The organism is Saccharophagus sp. K07, from assembly GCF_014336955.1.
Lineage (GTDB): Bacteria > Pseudomonadota > Gammaproteobacteria > Pseudomonadales > Cellvibrionaceae > UBA5868.
The window spans coordinates 434,759-457,503 of the sequence record NZ_QRAI01000004.1 but is presented as its reverse complement, the minus strand read 5'-3'; the positions used below and the strand labels follow the sequence as shown (position 1 = coordinate 457,503).

Sequence of the window (22,745 nt, the reverse complement as noted above, 5' to 3'; positions counted from 1 at the left end):
ATTCACTTGAAGTTAAATTTATCGTTAGTTGGATACGGCCCATGCAAACTGCTGCTCAACAAATCATAGCCCAATTATTAGTGGACGCTCTCAATCTGGAAGGCGTAAACGCCAGCGAAATCGATCCCAATGCTCCACTGTTCGGCGAAGGACTCGGCCTGGATTCCATTGACGCACTGGAAATTGCACTCGCCATCTCACAAAAATTCGGTGTGCAAATGCAGGCGGATGACGAACAAACCCGCAAAGCATTTTCCACCTTGGCCTCTTTGACGGAATTCGTTGAAGCTCACAAAAAGCAGTAAAACTGTTTTTCGACGGATATGAACTATTTATCGTCATCAAATGATGGGGCATCATCACCGGATAGGCAATCGTCATCACATGATGCACGTTTGGCGTTCGCTCGCACCGCAGCCAAATTACCTTTGGTCTGGCGCGATCTTGCAGGCCCTGTGGCCCGCATTACCTCTCTGCTGGAGATTTTTGCCGGCAATTGCAGTGATATAGCAACACGCGATTTTCTGCAGCAATGCCAGCTGCTGGCGCAGCGGTTGCCGGAAAAAAAATACGTTCTGAATCTGTGTGAAAATCCTTATTTATTCACACTGACGCTGTGTGCGGCCATTTTGCGCCGCCAGACAACTCTATTGCCGCAAAACCGCTCGCCGGAAACATTGCGCCGATTGGCTGCGGAATACGACTCCTCGTATATTCTGCATCACAGCCAAAATGTGCCCGCGCCAGAAATTGCTAACGTCGATTTCAGCTCGTGGCTGACCATTTCCAGCTCAAATGACGATAAATCCACTGCAACCGTCGAAATACCGGAAATTGAAGCGGATTTTATTGCTGCGGTTGCATTCACTTCCGGCTCCACTGGCACTCCTAAACCCATCATCAAACCTTGGCGCACACTGGTGGTCAGCACTTTGATGAACGGCGCTTGCATGCTGCCCGAGCCGGAAAAACTCACTTATCAGCTCGCAACCGTACCGCCACAACACATGTGGGGCCTGGAAACTGGCGTATTGATTCCGCTGTTTTGGCCGGTGTGCGTTGCCGATAATCGCCCGCTGTTCCCCCAGGAAGTTGCGCGTTCAATCGATTCACTACCGGAGCCGCGCATGCTGGTAAGCACACCAGTGCATCTGCGCGCACTTACCGGCAGTGGTTTATCACTGCCAAATTGCCAGCGAGTGCTCTGTGCTACAGCGCCTTTGTCCCGCGAATTAGCGCAAACGTGTGAAAATAGTTTTGGCGGCGATTTATTGGAAATTTACGGTTGCAGTGAAATCGGCTCCACCGCTTTTCGTCGACCGACACAAATATCGGATTGGCGATTAATTCCCGGTTTGTATTTCACATCTCTGGATACCAATTCCCCGCCCCATATTGCTGGCGATCACCTGCCAACGGAACAGGCATTGCAGGATCGGGTGGAAATTCTCGGCGATTATTTTCGTTTGCTCGGACGCAACGAAGATATGGTGAATGTCGCGGGCAAACGCGGCTCGCTGATGGAAATTACCCAAGTGCTTTTGGCGATTCCCGGTGTGATAGACGCGGCTGCGTTTATGCCGGAAACCACGGATGACAATCCGGTCGCGCGCCCTGCCGCTTTGGTGGTGTGTCCGGAAGAACACCGCGCAGCGCTGCCACAATTTTTTTTCCAGCGCTTGGACCCGGTTTTTTTGCCTCGGCCGTTATTGTTTGTGGACGCCTTGCCGCGCGAGGCGAGCGGCAAGTTGCATCGGCAAAAATTATTGGCGCTTTACCAGCAGAGAATGACTCAGCTGGCCAAGCGATCACAATAATCACCAACCCATTGCCGCCCTTCAGGCGACAATGGGCGGCCTTCCAACGTATCTACTACGACATCCGCGACAATTCGCAATATGGCGATATTTTCCGTCAGGTCGGTTTGCACATCGGCGTCGACCGGTTTTCTCAATGTGTCCATCAAATGATTAAAACACGGCAACTGGTTTTGATCGGCAAACACGCCGCGCGCCGGCAATACCAAGCGCTGAGCCGCTCTTCTGCGAAACGCATCTTGAATTTTTTTATTGATATCCTGCACAGAAAACAAATCATTAATCAGCGGACGCATTTTCTGGTAGTCGCTCAGCGCATTGCGGAAATACAACAAGGACAATACGCCCCAGTAGTAGGCGATATCCCACAAAATTTTCAGCCCCATCATCAGACGATCGCCAAAACCGCCGTATTGGCCGATATACAAATTCAAAGTGCTCTGATAAATCGAGCGAAATAATTTTTCGTATACTGCGGCGTTAACTTGGATATTTTTGCCCGCGCGATCATCGGCAATCAGTGAAGTAATAAATCCGTTGGCGATGGCGATAAAGTCGCTGCCGGGGGAATAAAATGGATCGGCAAAAAAGCCGGCCTCGCCGCTCAGCGCCCAGCGCTCATCCGACAGCAATTTTTTGCAGTCGTAGGAATAATTCGGCAGCACCACAAAATCCAGAAATTTTGCATCGCCAATCGCATCGGCACACAAAGGTTGATTGTGTGCGAGCCAGCGCATGGCTGATTGCGGGCTGTTGATATCCGCAGCATTAAAGGCGATGTCATCCATTACTATGCCGATGCTGGTCACACCGGATTCCAACGGAATAATCCACACCCAATAACCGGGACCACTCAAATGGTTGGTACTTTTCCAGCGCTCGTTGGCGATATAAGGGCGCGCGTGCCAGGCAGAGTCCGCCGTCCAATCGTCGACTATGATGCGACGGTCAACGCGAAACCAAACCGCATTGGCTTTGTGCTCATTTGGCATTTGCAGCGACAATTTTTTCTTAACAATGGCAGCGCGGCCTGCAGCGTCGACCAGCCAGCGGGATTGCAAACGTTGCGCGCCGGCAGGCGTAGTGAAGTCGATGGATTTTGTGTCGGAGAGATCTATATCCGTAATTGCGGCGCGATCAATCAATTCGATTTCCTGCGCGCGCAACTGTTCGGAAAGATGATTTTCCAATACACCGCGATCGAGTTGATAAGTCGGTATACCAAAATGGACGCTGGGTCCCAACTCATCCAATTGGGAAAAATCTTGCGCCTGTGACCCGAGAAAAATGCGCAAACCAAATTTGCGCAGATGTTTGCTATCGAGATGATCGCGCAAACCTAATTGGTCACCCAAATAATAGGAGGCAATTTCCACCGTGGATTCACCCACTTTGGCAATGGCCGGAGGGCGCGGAAATGCATTTTTTTCGATAACGGCGATATTAAAGTCGGGCTGTTGTTTTTTGACTTGCAGTGCCAGCCCCATACCAGCCAAGCCACCGCCCAAAATAACCAGATCGCGCTTCTTGTTCACAAAATTCTCGTCATTGTTCTACAGCAACTTTTAAATGGCAGGCCTCGGATAACGACAGGCTCAGCACCGGATTTTTCTCTTTGTTTGCCAGCGCATGCAGCAATGGCAATATCTGCGCAGCGGGGTTGGAACGCTGTAATTTGGCAAACGTCGCGTCCCACGCGGGCAGCGCTACAACATCAGCGCCAGTGGAAATTTGTAGTTTAGCCAAGGGTGGCTGATCGCGCTCATTTGGCGTAATAACCAATGCCGCAGCAAAATCCGACTTGGTTTCATAAATACCTTCGTAAATACCGCGCGCAGTTAAATCAAAAGCGCAGAGCAAAACCGGTGTTTGTTCCTGATGCGCTTGTAATACCGCCTCCATCAAAGTGATGCCCACGGTGTGCTGATACGCAGCTATGGAATTGGCCGCCTGCATACAGTGAGTGGAAATGGTCCAGTATCCGGCGGGCGCGTTGTGCACGGAATTATGGAATTTGGTGGGGGACAACTGCTTTTCCGGCAGGGCAAGCTGCGCGCACAAATAATCCGTAATGTCGGTGTCTCCCAAGCCGGAGCCGAACACGCAGGCCAACTCGGAGGGATTCATGCCTGCCTGCTGGCAGGCCTGGCCAGCGACTTCCACCGCTGCTTTGACGATGGTGGGCGCGCGGCGTCTTTCATTGCCTGGAATCACTTCGCTCTTGGGCGGCGTCATTACCGGCTCTTGCGGCCAGGGCGCAGCGCCGCTCAGCAGAGCGCGCAGTTGCGGCCAGTCGGCAAAACCCAATCCCCAGGCGCCGACACCATACACATAACAAACTGAAGATTTCTGAGTGGGCATGTCAATTCAGGACCCTATTTGGAGCCGCCGGCTCACTTATTGGATTTAGCCGCGCCCGCGACTGAAGATCAGGCTCGCGTTATTGCCGCCGAAACCGAAGGAGTTGCTCATCACGTGAGTCGGCTCCCCTTGCGCGTTATCTGCAGATAAACGCAGAGCGATTTCCGGGTCGGCATCGCGCAGATTCAAAGTGCCCGGCAGCAAGCCAGTCTTGAAGGTATCTATGGCAATCAACGCCTCGATAATACCTGCAGCCCCCAGGGTATGACCGGTCCAGCCTTTGGTGGAACTCATGAAGGTAGACTCTGGAAACAGCTGCGCCATGAGATTGCCTTCTGTCAGGTCGTTGACCCTACTGGCAGTGCCATGAAGATTCACATAATCGATCTGCGACGCTGCCAGCTTCGCTCTCGCCAGCGCCTGTTCAATAGCGCGACGCGCACCAGCGCCTTCCGGATGAGGATGGGACATATGGTGGGCGTCGGAGCTTTCGCCGTAGCCGCTCAATACAATTCCTGTGTGCTCCACAGGCAGGTCCGAGCGGACCAACAGGGCAAAACCGGCGGCTTCGCCAATATTGATGCCATCGCGGGAGCGGTCAAAAGGTCGACAAATATCGGTGGAAACAAGCTGAAGGGAATGGAAGCCGTACAGAACTGTAAGGCACAGAGAATCCGAGCCTCCTACCAGCACAGCGTCCACCACACCTGCCTCCAACCAACGCGCCGCCGTAGCGAACACCTTGGCCGATGACGAACAGGCCGTGCTCAAAGTGACGGCAGGACCGGTAATGCCGGTGCGATGGGCGACATATATCGTGGGAGCGTGGGGATTTAATACGCGATCGCGCAGATTGTCGTGCGGGCGCCCTTCCTGCTCGCGCACGGTGCGATAGGCATCTTCGGCCTGATCAATACTCGAGGTGCTCGATCCAATGACCAACCCGATTCGCTCCGGCGGAACCAATTGGCGGATGCGCTGCAAGGAATCGAGCAGACTGCCCTGCTGCAACGCCAATTCAACCAACGCATTATTGCGGCTGGTCCAATAAACCTCGGACTCCGGCCACTGATAGTTACTCGCAGCGCTCACCTCGCCCACATAGGTGGGCAGAGAGCATCCGGGGAAGCGATTGGGCACCAAGCCCGATCGTTGCGCCGCCAATGAATCGCGCAGAGATCGCAAACCGACTCCTGCAGCACATACCAAGTCGTAATCGACTACGCAGACTGTTGAGGACAAAACTTCATTCCCGCTGTATATGGAGGCTGTATCGAGGGCAGGTAACACCTGAAAACAGTGTCGGCCCGCCTGCAACCGGCACTCTGCGCTAAATAAACGCCTTGCTTACAATGAAATAAAGCTAAAGCCCGCTCAAAAATATCTGCGCTTGGCAGATTAGCGATGACTTCTTAGTTAGCTTTCTCCAGGGCTTCGAGTTGCAGACCTTTGCTCAAATCAGATCGCACGTTCTCAACCCAATTCAAATAATTTTTGTGGATGTAACGCTTACCGTTTTTCTCTTTATAGGCCAGGTTGTCGCTGGACACATAAGTAAATTGCACTTGTTTATTGTTATAAACCGCAGCGATACGGGCAGTATGGGAACGCACGCGAACGGAAGCGGTGATTTTTCCTTTTTCCTCTTCCTCGATCATCCAATTGCGTCCCACGAACGCTTTTTTAATGTGCTTGACAACAGACTTTTCTGAGATACCGGCAGGAACCGCGACAGGCGCTGGATCAACCAATTCTGCAGCGGCAAATGCCAAGGTCGACAACCCCAAGCCAACAACCAAAGTCAACAACGACACCAACTTTTTCATTTCTCTCTCCTTTTGATGAAATCAGCGTTCTGGTGAAAATTCGCGCGAGTATAAAGACGCCCGACCTAAAAAACCACACGATGCAGTGGGCGCCAATTAACAAATAAACGAAGCCAATCGAAGCATAAATAAGCTGAAACGAAACGCAGCCCGAGCTTAAAGCAGCTCGAGAAAACGCTGAATCTGGCGTTGTAACTGGCGCTCGCCACTGGCATAGGACTGCGCACGGGAGGCCAGCTCACGCGCTTTGTTGACATTGCCATAGGTTGCGGCGATACGGGCCAGCTCAAACCACAAGTAGGGATTGCTGGGTTCGATGCGCAAGCCGCGCTCCAACGCTGCTTCCGCCTGATCGAAATCCCCGGCGAAGGCGTAGTTCATGGCCTGATCATAGAGTCTTTGCACCGCAGTGTTGGAGGAGACCTGACTGGCCGAAATCGACCCGTAGGACGTCTCTTCTACCTGGGCATCACGAGTGTTTTCCCCGCCATAATTAGGGGACAAGCTTGCACAACCTGAAGTCGCGCTCAGTGTGGCGCACAAAATAATGCATTGCAGGGATTTCATGGAAATCTGGACTCCAGTGGGACGGAATGGGGCGGCATATTACCACCGCCCTTTCCTTAACGCAGAATTCGTTGCCACCACTTTTTCGCTTTGTCGCCGACTGAATAGGACGTACTGCCGTCACAGCCGACTTCCATTTGCGGCACTGTACCCTCCACAAATGGCAGCACAACCGCGTTGTGACATGAGCCTCTGACCCGCCCACCCGCAACGCGGTGGGACGCCACATAGGTAATTCCATCAGGCTCCGCCTGGCGAACCGGAGCAGGATTGAGCTGCGCCATAGTGCGCGCCCAGATAGGCAGGGCACCAGTCGCACCGGTCAATCCGGTTGGCTGGTTCTTGTCGTTGCCCACCCACACGACGGCAACATAATCACCACTGAAGCCGGCAAACCAGCTGTCGCGCAATCCATCGGTGGTGCCCGTCTTACCGGCGAGATGCAGCGATTCCGGCAAGATGGACTTCATGGACTTGGCAGTACCCTCTTCCACCGCCAATTGCAGGGCACGGGTCAGCAAATGAACGGATTGTGGCGAGGCCACTTGCTGCACTTCGATGGAGTAGCGCTTTAGCGGCCGCCCTTCGGTGGTCAGCACCTCGCGAATCGCGCGCAGCGGAACGCGGAATCCACCGGCCGCGATTGTTTGATACATCTGTGCTACTTGGATAGGCGGCAATTCCGCAGCCCCGAGGAAGGTGGCGGCATAGGGCGGCAACGGATCTTCAATACCGAGCCGCTGAGCTGTCTGCAGCACCGGCTTGACGCCGAGTTCCAGACCGAGGCGCGCCGTGCTGACGTTGTAGGAATTGGCCAGCGACTGCCACAGAGGTACTTGGCCGTGGAACAGCTTGTCGTAGTTCTGCGGCTCCCAGACAGTTTTCATGCCCGGCTCCTGCCATTGCAGCGGGCTGTCATCCAACAGAGTTGCCAGACTGTATTCCGGTCGCTCCAGTGCAGTCAGGAAAATCGCCGGTTTAAACAGCGAACCTATGGGTCGCTTGGCATCCAGAGCGCGGTTAAACCCTTCAAAGCCGGAGGCCCTTCCGCCAATCACCGCCAAGACTTCGCCGGTTTGCGGCACGCTGATTACCGCCGCACCTTCCAGCCAGCCTTCTGCCAACTTATTGCGCTGCTCCAATTGCGTGAGTTGTTGCGCAAGGGTGCGCTCCGCGGCGGACTGCACCAGCGGATCAAGCGTGGAGAAAATCCGCAGGCCTTCATTGCGCAGGTCGTCCTCCTGGTAATCGCGCCGCAACTGGCGGAATACCAGATCGAGAAATGCCGGGTAATTGGACAGCCCCATGCTGCCACTGCGGGTGACATCCAAAGGCTGGGCAAGCGCCTGTTCAAACTCTTGCGGGGTGATATATCCCTGAGTGCCCGTTTCCGCCAACACCAGATTGCGCCGCTCCAGGGCGCGTTTGGGATTGCGGCGCGGGTTGTAGTAAGTCGGCCCCTTAAGCATGGCGACCAGAAGCGCGGAATGGTGCGGCTTCATCTGATCGACCGTGCGACCGAAATAAAACTGGCTTGCCAAGCCAATACCATGAATCGCGCGAGTTCCATCCTGGCCGAAATACACCTCGTTTAAATAGGTTTCCAGGATATCGTGCTTGTCGTAACGCAGCTCCAGCAGAATAGCCATCAGCATTTCGTTGGCCTTGCGCTTGAATGTGCGTTCCGGGGTGAGAAAGAAGTTTTTCACCAGCTGCTGCGTGATGGTGCTGCCGCCCTGCACGCCGCGACCGGTCAAGGTTGACACAGCTGCGCGCATCAAAGCTTTGGGATCTACGCCGTGGTGATAGTAGAAGCGCTTGTCTTCGATGGCGATCAGCATATCGATAAAGTGGCGCGGCACCTGGTTGTAGCGCACCAATTGGCGATCTTCCCGATTGCTGGTGTAAATACCACCTATGGCAATGGGTTCGAGACGAAACAAATCGAAAAAACGCCCGTTGCTTTCGTCGCGGATAGATTCGACTATGCCGCCATCGAACGTGACCCGGATTTTATGACTGCCCTGCGCACCATCCCAGAATTCAAACGGCCGGGTCTGCAGAATCACATGATCCGGCGCGACAAAATATTCGCCTGCCGCACGAACCTGATTGACCTTGGCGAAACCCAGCATATCTAGCTCGCGCCGCAGATCGGCCAGCGCCAGATGTTTACCCTCAAACAGTTCCAGTGGCCGCGCGTAGACCCGCGCGGGCAAAGCAAAGCGTTTGCCTTCAAATTGGCTGCGCACCACTTTATCCAGATGAATGCAGTACACGGCGAGTGCCGCGGCGCCTGCCAGCAGCATCAAGAAGAAGAGTTTGAATATGGGAAAGGATTTGCGCTTAACCGCCTTCTTTTTGCGGGATGCCATAGAGATGAAGTGCTCTGCAAACAGATTGAAACGACATGCCACAGCTTGTGCAGCGAGATCAGTTTTGTGTGACAACGACTGGCTTCGTCAGATCCCCAGACCACACAAAAACAACCACTTCGCCGGAGTAGGCATATTTGTGGGCGCCCCGCCGGCAGGGGGCGCAGATTGTAGCCATAGCGCTGCGGCAACACCAACTCCGTTTACATTCAATACAACTGAGGGAAGCTTTTCCGTTACTGTTGGTCTCAGTAACGAACAGGAAACCAGAGGCCAGTTATGTCTGACCAACTACTAGATAACGTCCAATCTACAGAACCGAGCAATCACGACTTGGAGATCCGTATAGACGCCAAACTCGGCAAGACGCTGCTGGATGCCTTGGAGTTTCCCCTGCACCTTGAACTTCCGGAGGGGGAATTGGATGAGGTGGATTTGGACATCAGCGATGACTTCTCTTCAGAACTCAACGAAGAAGAACACGATGAAGGCATTGCGGCGATTGTTGAAGATGTTCTGGTTCAGCCACTCGCGGATCATCTGGAAAAAGCCTTCGCGGAAAACAAAAATGAAACTCCGGAAAAACGCTACCGGGTACTGGTGCGGTCTCTGTCGATCACAGTCCCCCGCGCGCCGGATTTAGCAATCGGCAATCCGGTGGAGCTGCACAACATAGCGCTGAACGTCAAAGCACAACTCAAAATCGGAGTGCGGTTTTTAGGTAAATGGCGCTGGCAGGAAACCACCACTCCCTGGCTCACCATGGAGGGACGAAAAGCCGTATTAAAACTGGAAGCCTTGGATTCGCAACTGCTGGTTGTGCCGGAGCTGCAGGATACGGGTGTGGTGATATCTCTGAATATTTGGAAATGGCCGTTGAAATGTCGGCTGGGTCTCAGCAAATGGATCAATCGCCAATTGCTGAGACGCGGTCCCTTTAAAGTCGTCGACTTCGCCGATTTTCATTTGGGTACAGAAATGCTCGGCAAAAAACCCCACTTCAAAATTGGCTCTGTTTGCAATACCGAGGGACACCTCAAAATAACAGCTGATGTCACCTGGGCATAAAAATATCCGGGTACATGTACGAAAAAAAATCTAGCGCTGAAATAAATTGACCGTGATTATCTCCCAGAGCGAGAGGACTGGGGTGAGCGCCATGGATCAAACATAAAAAAAGCGGCATATAGCCGCTTTTTTTATCTGCCATGAACTTAACGTTTTTCGCGGCAGAAGACTGTGAGAAGAGCGCTATCGTCGAGATAGTCGATCATACCGACTTCGATTTTGATGATGTCAAAACCGGTGCGGCTGCGCAGATCCTGCACGAGATCGTCATAACGCTCTGGCTTGATCAACTCAACTTTGTCGTAAGTAATTTTCTTTTCGACGATGCGTGGCGCAAGCAGGCGGGTTTCGCCGACGGAGGCAAGCACTATGACCAACGCCAACAAGGCCGCCATTTCCCAGTATTCCAATTTGGCGACGGCACACATCAGGGACACACCGATGGAAACGAACAAATAGGTCATTTCACGAATGGTGATCGGCTCGGTTCTGTAACGCAGCATCGCAAATACAGCGAACAGACCAAACGCGAACCCCATAGAGAGTTCAATGCCGGACAACAAATAGGTGACGAAAAATACGCCGTTGACGAAGAGAAAAAAGCTGAACACGGCGTCACGGTTTGGCGATACACGGAAATAAACTCCGCGCAGCAAAATCGTACTACCAACCAACAAAATGACGTAGCGTATAAGAAAATCGTAACTCAGCATGAAACATTCTCTAAAGGTGTTGATGGAACATGGGTGTTAACGGAGCAAGTGCGCTTGAGCCTATGGATGATCGGTTTGAAGCGATTGTATTTAACACTTTCGACACAACCGGCCAACGCCAGGCCCATGCAATATTTGCTGAAGCCACTGGGGCGCCAGCGCAAATCCTTGGCGACAGCAAAAAATGGCGACGTGCGATCGATACGCGCCTGCTTCAATTCCAAAACGGCAAATGAAGTCTGCTGCTGTGGCTCGCGCCAAGCAGGTAATGGCAGGTTCGTGAGATTTAAATCGATCGTCAAACGTTCGGCGCGTTCTTCACTGGCCAAAGCGATGCGATAGTACTGGTTCTCCAGCGCAGGCACCAGACTGGATATATGCGGAACTCCGTGTTTCTGCAAAAACGACTCATGATCCTGCATCCGTACCAAATCATCAGTCTTCAATTTAGCGCGATTTTTTTCTGTACGGCCTTTGTTATTTTTAAATTTCACCTCCAAATAGCTGGTTCCACTATCAACATAATGGCGCACCCGAACCTTATAGCGGTTGAGGCGGCGATTATGGTGCATGCTGTAAAACAGATAATCGGGCGTATCGTAGTAGATACTGTGGTAGTGGAAACAACGTTTACCGTTGATTTCCAGAATCGAAAATTGATCTTGAAGGCGCCGCAACATTTCCGGCAGATCTTCTGTGGGAACCACAAATTTGGTATCCACCCGATTCATTAAAGATGCCTTGTCCAAATCGGCAAGACCGTGTGAATCAAAATCCCACAATTGGTTACTGAGTGACGAAAACGGCATATTGCTACCCGTCAAAATGAATAAAACCACTGAGCCGGTTAAGGCTCAGTGGTAACTGGTTTATTAATTAGCTCGATTGAAACTGGGTCGATCAGTCCAGGTCCATCCACCTGTGCCATTGGGCGAGCGGATGTAACTGTAATCGGTTTGCGCGTCTGTGAACGTTACCTGGTCGGCAATTTGTTTTTGTGGAGTAACCAGATAAATCGTTTCGCCAGATGCACTCAGCTTGAAGCTTGCGTGTAAACCGGGATACGCAGCATCGTCAGCCCAGACAACCAAGGTGCTTCGCGGTTGAATTACTGTGCCGGATGGAAATGCCCAGCGCGTCAGCTTGGTGTCTTCATCTGTCAGGTACCAACCGGTCAAATCCACTGGCTGATCAGAGTTGTTATAGAGCTCAATCCAATCGCTGAAATTGCCATTGTCATCTGCCATGGTGACTTTATTCGATGGCATCAACTCATTGAGCACAACCGGGCTGGATACACTATCCGCCGCCAAAACCTGATAAATGTACACATCGTTTTCTGCGCCTTTTGGACTGTAAGCCGCAGTTCCAGCAGAGTTATTGGCAATCGCTTCAATGTAATAGCGAACAAATGTGCCTTTCGGGAATGCCGGGATTGTTGCGGTATAGCGGCCGTTGGATGATGTCATAGCAACCTTGGCGAAATCGCCCATTAAGCCCGTGCCGTAATACAAATTCACCGCACGCACACCTGCATCAGAAGTCACGTTCGCATACACAGTGACCTGCGCTTGGTCATTCGGGCGACCCGTTTGATCCACTGTATCGGAAACATTGCTGATGGTTACGTTAGCGCCACGCAATTCAGAATGGTTCTGCAGATATTGATAACGATTCGTGATGAACGATTTCAATTCCTGCACACCGTTCAGGTATTGAGAGTAGCTGTATTGACGCACCGCATTAGCAGCCATCGACGAATCGATCAAACGGGAATATTGATCAATTTTGGCGTTCGCAATTGTCGGATTAAGCGCTTCTTCCATAATGGTGCGGTAGTGCGCCAAATATCGCTCACGCAATTCTGGAATATTCAGCAATACGTTCAACAGCGGATATTTTGTGTCGTTAACTTTGAACAAAGGGTTCCAGCTGGTCGCAAATTGCGCGTGCATAGCGGAGTTGCCGTCGTATTCAATGGGCACAATGCGACCGGTCGCCACATCGAAATACACGTAATAGTCCATACCACCTTTATTGATGTAACCATCATCGTCGGCGAAGATATTTTCGGTCGCCAAGAACCAGAGCGCGCCGTCAATATCCATGTACTGACTCAATTCTTCGATCAAATATGTACGTGACGCTGTGCCCATGGTGTAGGCTGCGTTGGCCAAATCCTGCCAAGGATTATTGACGTTGGAGAATTTGAGCGTGTAGGCGTTCTCGTAAGCGCTGCCATTGGCTCCCAAATTATTTAATGAAGAGGTACCAGCGCCAAAAATTGAGCCGAAGTCAAAGCCGCCACCAGCTCCTCCGAAGCCACCGAAGCCGCCGAAACCGCCGAAGCCACCAAAACCGCCGAAGCCGCCACCACCAACGCCACCATTGGGTGACTCAGCCCGCCAGCGGGTGGCATTTTTATCCAGGAACCATTCTTTCACATGGTCCTTATTGAGTTTTTGTACGTTGGAGTAAACGCCAAAATTGCGGCCATTGATGACGACGTTAACAAAATTGGCTTTTGCCGATGGAATGTTCTTGCGTCCCAGATTTGAATACAGGACTTCGCGCATGGCGGATTGGTCTTCGTAGCCATTGTTCAGCTTAAACGTGTTGTAACCGTTGATGTCCTGACCATCGATCTTCCAATCCAACTCGATATCGAAGGATTTTTTCTCGTTTGCCATGGAGTAACTGGTCATACCGCGGTAGCGCACACCAACTTGCTCCAACACTTTGTCTTTATAACGGAGCGTGGCGCCGATCTGGGTTTTGCTGTCGTAGTTTTGCTGCAATTGCTGTTGCCAGTTCTGCTGCGGGAAATCGATGTAAACCGTTTCCAGCTTGGTTTCATCGAAAAATTTAGAGGTATAAAAACCGCCGCGCTCTAATTGGCGACCATCCGCAGAAATGCGCATTTCGGCCGGCAAATCCACTTTGGTATCCAGCCGTACAGGCGCGCCGGATGTGGAGCTGGAAGAACTGCTAGAGGAAGAACTGCTGGATGAGCTGCTGCTCGATGATGAACTCGATGAAGAACTGCTTGAGCTGGAGCTGGATGAACTACCGACATCATCACCTGGATTCCCACCACAAGCGGCTAATAGGATGGCGGCCAAGGATAAAGTGGCGCCGGTAAGTCTTTTCATAAACACTCCCCTAATTTGTTTTATCAGACATCATATCTGCCAGGCATAAATCTTATTTGGGATCTTATACCCCAAATACGGGCGCATTATTAGGCTAAAACTGACAAAATGCTGTCATTTTTTTGTCATACAATTGAAATATGTGACCTGTTGCCAAAGGCGGGTGTGAAAAGTGACGCCATACCGACCTGGCGCACCAGGTCGCATGAAGAGAACGGGTTTATAAATGGAAGGGGCGAAAGGAGGTTTTAGAGTTCGCGAATCAATGTTTCGTAGGATGGAAAGTCGCTACCTTCCCACCACAAGGTTTGATATTCCTCTTTGAGCTTTTCCGCCGTTTGGCGATACAGCGCTGACAGCTCGGAAGCGTCCTGCGCGAGTTGGTGATCCTGCCCTTTTGCCAAGCCATTGAGCACACCGAGCTCTTGCTTAACCAGGGGAATCAGAAGCGATAGATCGACGAGAGTCAGCGACATTTTTTGATTTCCTCAAGTGTTGGTGAATTCCAGGCTAGTTTTGCGCCAGCAATTTCCCGGCCACCGCCCAATTTTCTCGTTTGACTTCGTCGATCACGACCGTGATAGATTCCAAACGACAATCAGCTATGCGAGCGGTTTCCCGACTGAGCACCTCAGCCAGTTCCTGTTTTTGCGCTAGAGTGCGCCCCTCCAGCAATTCCACGCGAATAATGGGCATAGTGTTTAACCTCGAAAGCTACGAAAGAAATAAATAAACGCTACAAAGAATCGGTAATTAACGCTGCCAAAAGGTCGGTAAAAAAAGTGCGATAACGGTGAAATATTCCAAGCGACCCAACACCATAGCACCGGATAAAATCCAGGTCCCTGCGTCACTTACCGGAATAAAATTGCTGCCGACATGACCAAACCCGGGACCGAGCACGTTCAAACATGCAGCGGCAGCAGTCAGTGCGCTCCAAAAATCCAGCCCGGTTATCATCAATAAAATCGTAACCACCACACTACTGAACGCCGCAATCGTCATAAACGCAATAGTGGCGCTCAATATAGGTGCGCTTACCGGGGCCCCCTGATATTTCACGGTGAAAACTCCACGCGGGTGCATCAGCCGTTTTAACTCCAGACCAATCAGCTTGACGCACAAAATATTGCGGATGATTTTGTTACCCCCCGCTGTTGAACCTGCACAGCCCCCCAAATAACCGGCAACCACCAACACCAGCGCTACACTCATGGGCCAATCGGTGTAATTACTTGCGGCGAACCCAGTACTGGTAATAAACGCGATGAGCTGAAATGTCGCTTGGCTCAAGGTCGTAAAAAAACTCTCATAGAGCTGCGCTTGCCACAACACCAGAGTTACAAAAAACGACAGTATCAGCACGATCAATAAAAACACGCGGGTTTCTTCGTCGTGCCAGTATTGTTTAAGGCTGCCGCCGCGAATGACTCTGAAGTGCAAGGCGAAGCTGATTGCGCCGAGCAACATAAAGACATCCGCGATCGCCATTATCGACGGGCTATTAAAGCGCGCGAAGTTTACGTCGTAGGTCGACATGCCACCGGTGGATACAGTGGAAAATGCATGTGCTATGGCGTCGTAGGGGCTCATACCGGCGGCAAAATAGCTCGCCGCACAAGCCAGCGTAATCACCACATAAATAAACCACAAATAATGCGCTGTGCTGGCAATGCGGGGCGAAAGTTTTTCATCTTTTACCGGGCCGGGTGCCTCCGCTTTTAATAGCTTCATGCCGCCGACGTTCAACATAGGCAGTACAGCTACCACAAAAATCACCACGCCTAAACCGCCCATCCACTGCAAGAATTGTCGATACATTAAAAATGTGCGCGGCATGGAATCCAGGCCGATGAGCACTGTAGCGCCAGTAGTTGTCAGGGCACTTACTGCTTCAAACACAGCATCAGTAAACGACACGCCGGTGATGAACAATATAGGTACTGCGCCCAGGAAGCTCATGATGATCCAGGTAAAGGTGGCAAACAGCAGCGCGTCGCGAAATCCGATTTGAAGCTCCACTGAGCGGCGGGAGGTCGTAAAAAATGCGAAGGCACACACGAGCATGATCGCGGCGGGGATGGCAAACACCAATTCTTTATGGTCGCCAAACACTGCCCACGACAACAGAGCGAAACACGCTTGCACAAGCCCCATAAATCCAACAGGAAAGGCCAACAAATAAAGCGTGGCTCTCAGGTTGATCACTGATGATAAGTCCCCTGAATTCGGCAGTGCCGCGCATTATATCGGGATCAATGGATTTAGGGGGCAACAAAAAAAGAGCCCTCCGATTGGAGGGCTCTCATGAGTCGAAAACTAAGAGATCAGTGCGGGTGCTGTGGCCAGCTTTCCGATTCGAAGGACATCATCTGTGGCTCCGCTGGCAGGAGCGCATGTTGCAGAACCTCATCCACTGTATCGACTGGAATAATCGTCAATCCGGTTTTGACCTGCTCGGCCAGCTCGGGAATGTCCTTTTCGTTTTGTCGCGGAATCAACACGGTTTTAATTCCCGCATTCAGCGCCGCCAAGGTTTTTTCCTTTAACCCACCGATGGGCAATACCAGGCCGCGCAGCGTGATCTCGCCGGTCATGCCCACCTCATGGTTGACGGGCCGGTTGGCAAACAGAGAAGCCAGGGCCGTAAACATGGCGACGCCGGCGGATGGACCGTCTTTGGGAATCGCCCCCGCAGGCACGTGAACGTGGACATCGTATTTTTCGAAATCCTCGGGATTGATGCCCAATTTGTCGGCGCGACTGCGCACCAGACTTTCCGCCGCTTTTACGGATTCCTTCATCACATCACCCAACTGGCCGGTCAGAGTGAAATGACTTTTGCCGGGATAGCGAATGGCTTCGATATGCAGCACTTCGCCACCCACCGGGGTATAGGCCAAACCATTGACCACACCGGGCGCACTTTGGCGAATTTTCTTTTCGCTTTCGAAGCGGACGGGGCCCAATGCCTCTTTAACGGCATTTTCATCGATGACGGCTTTTTCGATATCACCGCGTGCGATGCTCGCCGCTGTTGCGCGTATCACGGAACCGATTTCCCGCTCCAGATTGCGCACACCCGCTTCGCGGGTATAACCGTCGATAACCAAATTCAGCGCCGCCGCTGTCCAGTGGCATTGCTCTTCCGTCACACCGTTTTCCTGCAACTGCCGCGGAATTAAATAACGCTCGGCAATATTGCGCTTTTCATCCGGCGTATAACCGGCCAAGCGAATCACTTCCATACGATCGCGCAGTGGTGCAGGAATGGGTTCGATCATATTGGCAGTGGCGATAAACACCACCTGCGATAAATCAAACGGCAAATCCAAATAACGGTCGACAAAACTGTGGTTTTGACGCGGATCGAGCACTTCCAATAATGCGCTCGCCGGATCGCCACGGAAATCCGCACCGAGTTTGTCCAACTCATCCAGCATAATTACCGGATTGCGCGTACCGGCGCGCCGTAGCTCTTGAATAATCCGACCGGGCATTGAACCTATATAGGTGCGCCTATGGCCGCGAATTTCCGCCTCATCCCGCGCCCCACCAAGCGCTATGCGAATAAATTCGCGCCCCAACGCGGTCGCAATGGATTGACCTAAACTGGTTTTACCCACACCGGGAGGACCGAGAAAACACAATATAGGCCCGCGGCCACTGGGGTTTAATTTACGCACCGCCAGATATTCAATAATGCGGCGCTTGATTTTTTCGATGCCGTAATGATCGCGATCGAGCACTTCCTGCGCGCGTTTCAAATCCAATTGATCCTCGCTCATTTTCGACCACGGCAAACTCGCAATCGTCTCCAGGTAATCGACAATTACAGAATATTCCGGGCTGGAGGGAGACAATTGCTGCAGGCGGCGCAATTCACGATCTGCCTGTTTTTGCGCAACTTCCGGCAATTTGGCTTCGGCAATTTTGGTTTCCAGATCGGCGACTTTGGAATCCGTACCGTCGTCTTCGCCCAATTCTTTTTGAATTGCGCGCAATTGCTCACGTAAAAATGCGCGGCGTTGCGCTTCGGTAAATTCGGTTTTGACATCCTCACGCAGTTTGGCCTGCAAGCTGGTGATATGCAGCTGCTCGTCCAAATATTTCTGCAAACGATCTACACGGCGGACAACTTGCGTCTCCTCCAACAATTTTTGTTTTTGTTCGAACGACAGCGACAAATTGGCAGCCAAAAAATCGGTCAACAAACCTGTATTGGCAATGGAAAAATTCTGCACCACCGGCTCTGCTTCTTTGGGAACTGATTCGGACGTACGCACCAAGCGCAAAGCGGATTCGCGCAAATTGCGCACTGCAGCTTGCCAATATTGGTCCGACGCCGGCGGTGACGATGACGCTAAATGTTCGACATTGACCTGCCAAAAACCTTCGCGTTGATGCAATTGTTGCAAGCGCACACGCTCTTGCGCTTCCACTGCCAGAATCAGCGTGTCATTGCGCCGCATCATTTGCGCCACTCGGCCCAGCACGCCCACGCCATACACATCTTCAGGACCGGATAGGTCTTCTTTTCCTTCCTTCAGAGCCACAATCACAATTTGGCGTTGATTGGGCAGCGTTTCTTCGACGGCAGATGCCACCTGCGGATTTTCCACCGGCAGCGTAATAACCATGCCTGGGAAAATGACGGTTTCTTGAAGCGATAACAACAAATAAGCGGTATTGTCTTGCGCTACGCTTGTAACGTCGTGGGATTCACCTGATGGGTCATGAGCGTTTCGATTCTCACCGGAATCCGCTGTCAAAAATTCATTCGCCACGTATGCCACCCTATTTCAGTTGTAAACGAATCCAAACCAGGCCCTGTTGCGCGAGCACCTCTGCACTCTGGCCGTCAATTTCTTCTGGCAATTCGATCTCGCGCCAAAATTCTCCCTCTTCTATTTCCATTAGTGTCGTGCGATGACACTCGCTGCCAGTACGCTGACAGCGCAAATCCGGCCAGCGCCGCACTCCGGAAACCGCCACCCGCCGCCCCCCGGCAATAATCTGCAAATCACCCGGAGCAACCCCGGCCAGCTCAACACAAATCTCGTAGTGGTCCGGGTAGCGGTACACATTCATCAATGGCTCCCACCCTCCCCGTCCGTGCTGTACATAGCGGAAATGCAACGTCTGCATCCCACTCACCAGAGTGCCCATACGGGCCACAATATGGTCGATACGCCGTCTCGACATGATGCAAATACCTGTCAAATCAACGAAAAGGTCCGCTCCGCGGCAGCGAACCCACTAAAAACCATGGACCGAGCGACGCCTTCGGAGTTCGAGAGCAGGAGGCGCCTCGTTGTAATGGATGGGAGCGGTGGGGGAAGAATTCAAGGGAACAGACCACAGGGATCAACCAGATTTCGTTCGGAAAACCTTGCCTAGCTAAGCGGTGGGCAGCATTCATCAGACTTCTACGTCTATCCCAATCCACACAAATCGGTAAAAACTCGGCCAGCTGAAGATGCAGTTCGCGCACATTCTCCCCTTCTCCTTATCGCGGAATTTGCACGATCAATTTCCGAACCACCCCAATCATATAGGGCGAATTAATTCACAAATTAATATTTTGCCAAACGTGTTCAAAAATCATACACAACAATAGGACAATCCACTTGAAAAAAACAACCACATGAAACCGATTATCATCGTAATTAATGACGTTTTGCTGATTTAGGCAGCTTACAATCCACAATTTTATTAGTAAGATGTGGCCCGCATATCGCAAATTTTTTAAATCAGACCGACCTTTGAGAAAGGCAAGGCGAATTTTCCACCATCGACGCGGATCTTCGTCGATTTTTTCACCGGCGCCCTTAGGGTCCTATACAAGGAAATAATGATGAAAAAAGGTTTAATCACGCCATTAATTTTACTTTCGTCCCTACTTTTTATTGCTTGCAGCAGTGACGAGCCAAACCCTTCAACCAATCCCTCCTCATCCAGTTCATCTTCAAGCGCTTCATCATCCGCGTCCGGTTCTTCGTCATCGACTTCGAGCTCCAGCAGCTCCTCGTCTTCTAGCTCAGGAGATGCCAGGGTTACAATTTTGGATGGCAATATTCCTCTCGGCTTGCACTTCTCAAATCTGCGAGTTCAACTGGGGAATTTCATAACGCCTGTCGCCATAGAATTTAAAGAAGAAGGGTTTGGGGAATTAATCACCAATACTGCGGCGACCACATTTACATGGATAGACGCAGGCGATCATCTAGCGATTGACGTGGCTGATATAGTCATTAAAAACGAAGTCGTTTTGCCAGAATTTCTTGTGACCGACAGTCAGTCACAAGAGAATGTAGTCGGTGATTTGGTTCTGGAGTCCTTAGAGATATCACTTCCGTTGATCGAAACTGAAACTCCAACACTGGCATGGCAACCGACAGTGCGGTTTGAACCTTATAATGCCAACTACGAAAACTTGGTCGATAAATCGTCGGTGTACGATGAACCCTTGATAGACGCTGCCACCACACCAAGCCCAAGCGCATTCGGCTCTGGTACTTGGTATTACGATCAGGGAAATAATGTCGTAAAACTCATCATTGATACAAATGGCACTGCCAGCCAAATATCCTTGAGCGAAGACTCTGCCGTTCAAGACTGGGCAAACTGGGATATTCAGCCAAATTATCTAAAACTTACTCAGGTTGAAGGCAACATCAATCACTCAGCCAATCTGTATGTTTTGGATAAGCTTGATGCGGGATATCGCTGGATTCGCATAGATGACGCAGAAGGCTATAAAACACTTAGCGCTGGTTTAATTATCAAAGGGGATGATCCAGCGACATTCACGGAAGAGGATTGGGTGGGCATTTGGTCATACGAAGACCAGGTTGTTATGTTCACCAGTGATCATTTCCGACGATACGCCTTCGCTGGCTGGACAAATATCTGGCATTACCTTGCCGACCGACAATCGTTAGCATGGCAAGCCTATGAGCAAGGGGAATTCGGTTGGAAAGATTTTTGCAATCCATTAAGTCTCTATCCTTGTGCTGCGAACGCAAAACAAGAATTAAAACTCGTCAGCAAATCAGGAAATGACTACTGGATGGTTAGAATCGACGAGTTTAATCCTGGCTGGATTAACCAAGCACTTGTGTTAGCTAAAAAAATATCCCCTCTCAATGCATTTGGCGATTGGATCCACAACTACGCAACCACCAACTTTTACGAAGCCATATCAAGTGGTTATCGCGTATGGTCTTTTTCCCAAAACCAATTACTCATTTCAGATGCCATCCAAACCTACATCGACTACCAAGATCCAAACGTGAAACCTTTCGAGATCGTTGACGGCAAGATTCTTTTAAATGAAGGCCAAACCAATCAGATCATTGAATTGATTGAACATGATGAAAAAGGAATTCTGGTTTGTAAATATGCCGAAGGCGCGGATTGCATACCCGGTACTGAATTCCGGCTCTTAAACACATCTCCTGCGGCAATGTCGGTGGTCAGTGAAGGTGAAGGGTATGTAGATTATTCAATGGACTACGAACACTTCGGTATCACTCGTGAACTGACCTTAACTCCAAAAGACGGTCATGAGGTGGATAGCGTGGAAGGATGTGGTGGCGCATTGAATGGCAGTATCTATATAACGGCACCAATTCGGGAAGACTGTACTGTCTCGGTTACCTTCCGAAAAGTTGATTGACGATCAAAATTGCATCGGCGCATATTGCGCCGATGCAGCTTTTCATGATTCTTTATTTAAGGAAACTCCACCACACTCCACTGAAATCGCCCCCAGTTTAGGGAATGCAAATTATCCAATTGCGACGCGTGCGAATTACAATTGTATCACCCTCATCATCTAAAGCAGTGACGCATTGCAATTCAATCGATTAACTCAACAAAATTCTGAACCGTCAGAAAAATACCTTTAAATCTAGCCTAAGTCTTTTAATTTCTTCAACGCACGCCAGAGTAACCGAAGTGTCATGCAACTTCACATACCGCAAATTCTTTGATTGAACCAGGACAATAAAGTCTGCATCACAGAATGAAGAATGAAAAATTCCTATTTCCATAACTCCCAGACAAATCAAAACATCTATATTTGATCTTGAAAGATTACAACCATAAAAAACCAAGAAGAAATCTTCCTTAATTTCCTTGAGCTCATTAAGCTGCGCATCGGAGATAGTTTTTGATGAAAAAACTAAAATTAAAAGACCATTTTTTGCGCGCTTTATTTCCGCACCATTTATCTTGTACTCACTTACCTCCTGCATACACTAATCTCGAGTAACCTATTCTCTTGTTTTGGTCGCATCCAGCCCCCTTTCCTTTAACTCACTAATAACTGGTCATTGTGCTGATCGGTCGGCTTATAATGACAGCGCCTTATAAGCATCCCTGCCCCCACTTTCATTTCTCCAGCTGATACCATCGTCCCCTCCTTGGATTTTTTGACACCAAACGCACCAGATTTGATTTCGAATCGAGGGGGTCGCTTCCATATTCTTTGAGACATTAGCGCAATTAAATATCACACTTGGGGATTTAGATTAGTTCTAACTGTACTTTGAATGACGAAAAATCACGGTTTAGCTAACCGTTTCCAGGGCTTGATCAGACTCGCGCCCTCTATGGATCAAATCGCCGAAAAAAATAATCAGTCGGTTTTTCGTTGAAATTGATTTTTTTGAGTTGCTGAGCAAGCAGAAAGAAATGTCCGTGGATCGGAGCAGATGCAGTCTTTTCCGAAGACATTTGATGCAAAGATCTAACACCAGAGCAATCCAATATGAGCGCACACAACTTTCAACTAAGTCCTAACCCCATATTCTGTTACAACTTTAGCGTTTTGATTAGTCAACATTTCACGGACTTTTTC

At 50.6% G+C, this 22,745-nt stretch carries 20 protein-coding genes; 4 read left to right on the top strand and 16 right to left on the bottom strand.

What is annotated here, in order from left to right:
• Positions 1-41 precede the first annotated feature (41 nt).
• Together DWB84_RS14415 and DWB84_RS14410 are read left to right on the top strand one after the other, a co-directional pair.
• Positions 42-305 carry a phosphopantetheine-binding protein gene (locus tag DWB84_RS14415; protein ID WP_187410501.1) on the top strand — a complete coding sequence of 88 codons (264 nt, stop codon included), beginning with the start codon at positions 42-44 and terminating at the stop codon, positions 303-305.
• A gap of 90 nt (positions 306-395) precedes the next feature.
• On the top strand, positions 396-1,817 hold the full coding sequence (locus tag DWB84_RS14410) for an AMP-binding protein (protein WP_187410500.1): 1,422 nt from the start codon (positions 396-398) through the stop codon (positions 1,815-1,817).
• Here the strand turns inward: DWB84_RS14410 and DWB84_RS14405 are convergent.
• The 6 genes from DWB84_RS14405 to mrcB all read right to left on the bottom strand — a co-directional run bounded on the left by DWB84_RS14405 (position 1,793) and on the right by mrcB (position 9,021).
• Positions 1,793-3,352, bottom strand: coding sequence for a tryptophan 7-halogenase (locus tag DWB84_RS14405; RefSeq protein WP_187410499.1), 1,560 nt, complete (start codon positions 3,350-3,352; stop codon positions 1,793-1,795). The two genes, DWB84_RS14410 and DWB84_RS14405, sit on opposite strands and share 25 nt — an antisense overlap.
• Before the next feature lie 10 nt (positions 3,353-3,362).
• Entirely contained in the window at positions 3,363-4,178 is an 816-nt protein-coding gene (locus DWB84_RS14400) for a beta-ketoacyl synthase chain length factor (RefSeq protein ID WP_187410498.1), read from the bottom strand.
• 45 nt (positions 4,179-4,223) lie between these two features.
• Entirely contained in the window at positions 4,224-5,420 is a 1,197-nt protein-coding gene (locus DWB84_RS14395; RefSeq protein WP_187410497.1) for a beta-ketoacyl-ACP synthase, read from the bottom strand.
• 170 nt (positions 5,421-5,590) lie between these two features.
• Positions 5,591-6,004 (bottom strand): hypothetical protein, encoded by a 414-nt coding sequence (locus tag DWB84_RS14390; RefSeq protein WP_187410496.1) that lies wholly within the window; start codon positions 6,002-6,004, stop codon positions 5,591-5,593.
• A gap of 156 nt (positions 6,005-6,160) precedes the next feature.
• Positions 6,161-6,571 (bottom strand): tetratricopeptide repeat protein, encoded by a 411-nt coding sequence (locus tag DWB84_RS14385; RefSeq protein ID WP_187410495.1) that lies wholly within the window; start codon positions 6,569-6,571, stop codon positions 6,161-6,163.
• Between the two features lie 56 nt (positions 6,572-6,627).
• Positions 6,628-9,021, bottom strand: a complete 2,394-nt coding sequence (mrcB, locus tag DWB84_RS14380; RefSeq protein ID WP_187410494.1) for a penicillin-binding protein 1B — start codon at positions 9,019-9,021, stop codon at positions 6,628-6,630.
• A 204-nt stretch (positions 9,022-9,225) separates the two neighbouring features.
• On the opposite strand from mrcB, the gene DWB84_RS14375 reads away from it, so the two are divergent.
• The gene (locus tag DWB84_RS14375) at positions 9,226-10,014 is read left to right on the top strand and encodes a hypothetical protein (protein WP_187410493.1); all 789 of its coding nucleotides are present in this window, start codon (positions 9,226-9,228) and stop codon (positions 10,012-10,014) included.
• 146 nt (positions 10,015-10,160) lie between these two features.
• Here DWB84_RS14375 and DWB84_RS14370 read toward each other — a convergent pair whose 3' ends face one another.
• The 9 genes from DWB84_RS14370 to DWB84_RS14330 form a co-directional block, all read right to left on the bottom strand.
• The gene (locus tag DWB84_RS14370; protein WP_187410492.1) at positions 10,161-10,727 is read right to left on the bottom strand and encodes a DUF4956 domain-containing protein; all 567 of its coding nucleotides are present in this window, start codon (positions 10,725-10,727) and stop codon (positions 10,161-10,163) included.
• The gene (locus DWB84_RS14365; RefSeq protein ID WP_187410491.1) at positions 10,721-11,536 is read right to left on the bottom strand and encodes a polyphosphate polymerase domain-containing protein; all 816 of its coding nucleotides are present in this window, start codon (positions 11,534-11,536) and stop codon (positions 10,721-10,723) included. The genes DWB84_RS14370 and DWB84_RS14365 overlap by 7 nt, the downstream gene beginning before the upstream one ends.
• Before the next feature lie 63 nt (positions 11,537-11,599).
• The gene (locus DWB84_RS14360; protein ID WP_187410490.1) at positions 11,600-13,879 is read right to left on the bottom strand and encodes a CotH kinase family protein; all 2,280 of its coding nucleotides are present in this window, start codon (positions 13,877-13,879) and stop codon (positions 11,600-11,602) included.
• Between the two features lie 248 nt (positions 13,880-14,127).
• A complete protein-coding gene (locus DWB84_RS14355; protein ID WP_187410489.1) occupies positions 14,128-14,355 on the bottom strand; it encodes a hypothetical protein in 228 nt (75 codons plus the stop codon).
• 34 nt (positions 14,356-14,389) lie between these two features.
• Entirely contained in the window at positions 14,390-14,575 is a 186-nt protein-coding gene (locus DWB84_RS14350) for a 2-hydroxymuconate tautomerase family protein (RefSeq protein WP_187410488.1), read from the bottom strand.
• A 57-nt stretch (positions 14,576-14,632) separates the two neighbouring features.
• The gene (locus DWB84_RS14345; protein WP_370589723.1) at positions 14,633-16,087 is read right to left on the bottom strand and encodes a TrkH family potassium uptake protein; all 1,455 of its coding nucleotides are present in this window, start codon (positions 16,085-16,087) and stop codon (positions 14,633-14,635) included.
• A 119-nt stretch (positions 16,088-16,206) separates the two neighbouring features.
• Positions 16,207-18,666 carry an endopeptidase La gene (gene lon, locus DWB84_RS14340; RefSeq protein WP_222868196.1) on the bottom strand — a complete coding sequence of 820 codons (2,460 nt, stop codon included), beginning with the start codon at positions 18,664-18,666 and terminating at the stop codon, positions 16,207-16,209.
• Positions 18,667-18,676: 10 nt separating this feature from the next.
• Entirely contained in the window at positions 18,677-19,084 is a 408-nt protein-coding gene (locus DWB84_RS14335) for an Hsp20/alpha crystallin family protein (RefSeq protein ID WP_187410487.1), read from the bottom strand.
• Positions 19,085-19,627: 543 nt separating this feature from the next.
• Positions 19,628-19,954: a hypothetical protein gene (locus DWB84_RS14330; RefSeq protein ID WP_187410486.1), complete on the bottom strand. Its 327-nt coding sequence runs from the start codon at positions 19,952-19,954 to the stop codon at positions 19,628-19,630.
• On the opposite strand from DWB84_RS14330, the gene DWB84_RS14325 reads away from it, so the two are divergent.
• Positions 19,944-21,560, top strand: a complete 1,617-nt coding sequence (locus DWB84_RS14325; protein ID WP_187410485.1) for a hypothetical protein — start codon at positions 19,944-19,946, stop codon at positions 21,558-21,560. The two genes, DWB84_RS14330 and DWB84_RS14325, sit on opposite strands and share 11 nt — an antisense overlap.
• Before the next feature lie 214 nt (positions 21,561-21,774).
• Here DWB84_RS14325 and DWB84_RS14320 read toward each other — a convergent pair whose 3' ends face one another.
• Positions 21,775-22,140 carry a hypothetical protein gene (locus DWB84_RS14320; protein ID WP_187410484.1) on the bottom strand — a complete coding sequence of 122 codons (366 nt, stop codon included), beginning with the start codon at positions 22,138-22,140 and terminating at the stop codon, positions 21,775-21,777.
• Positions 22,141-22,745: the final 605 nt, after the last annotated feature.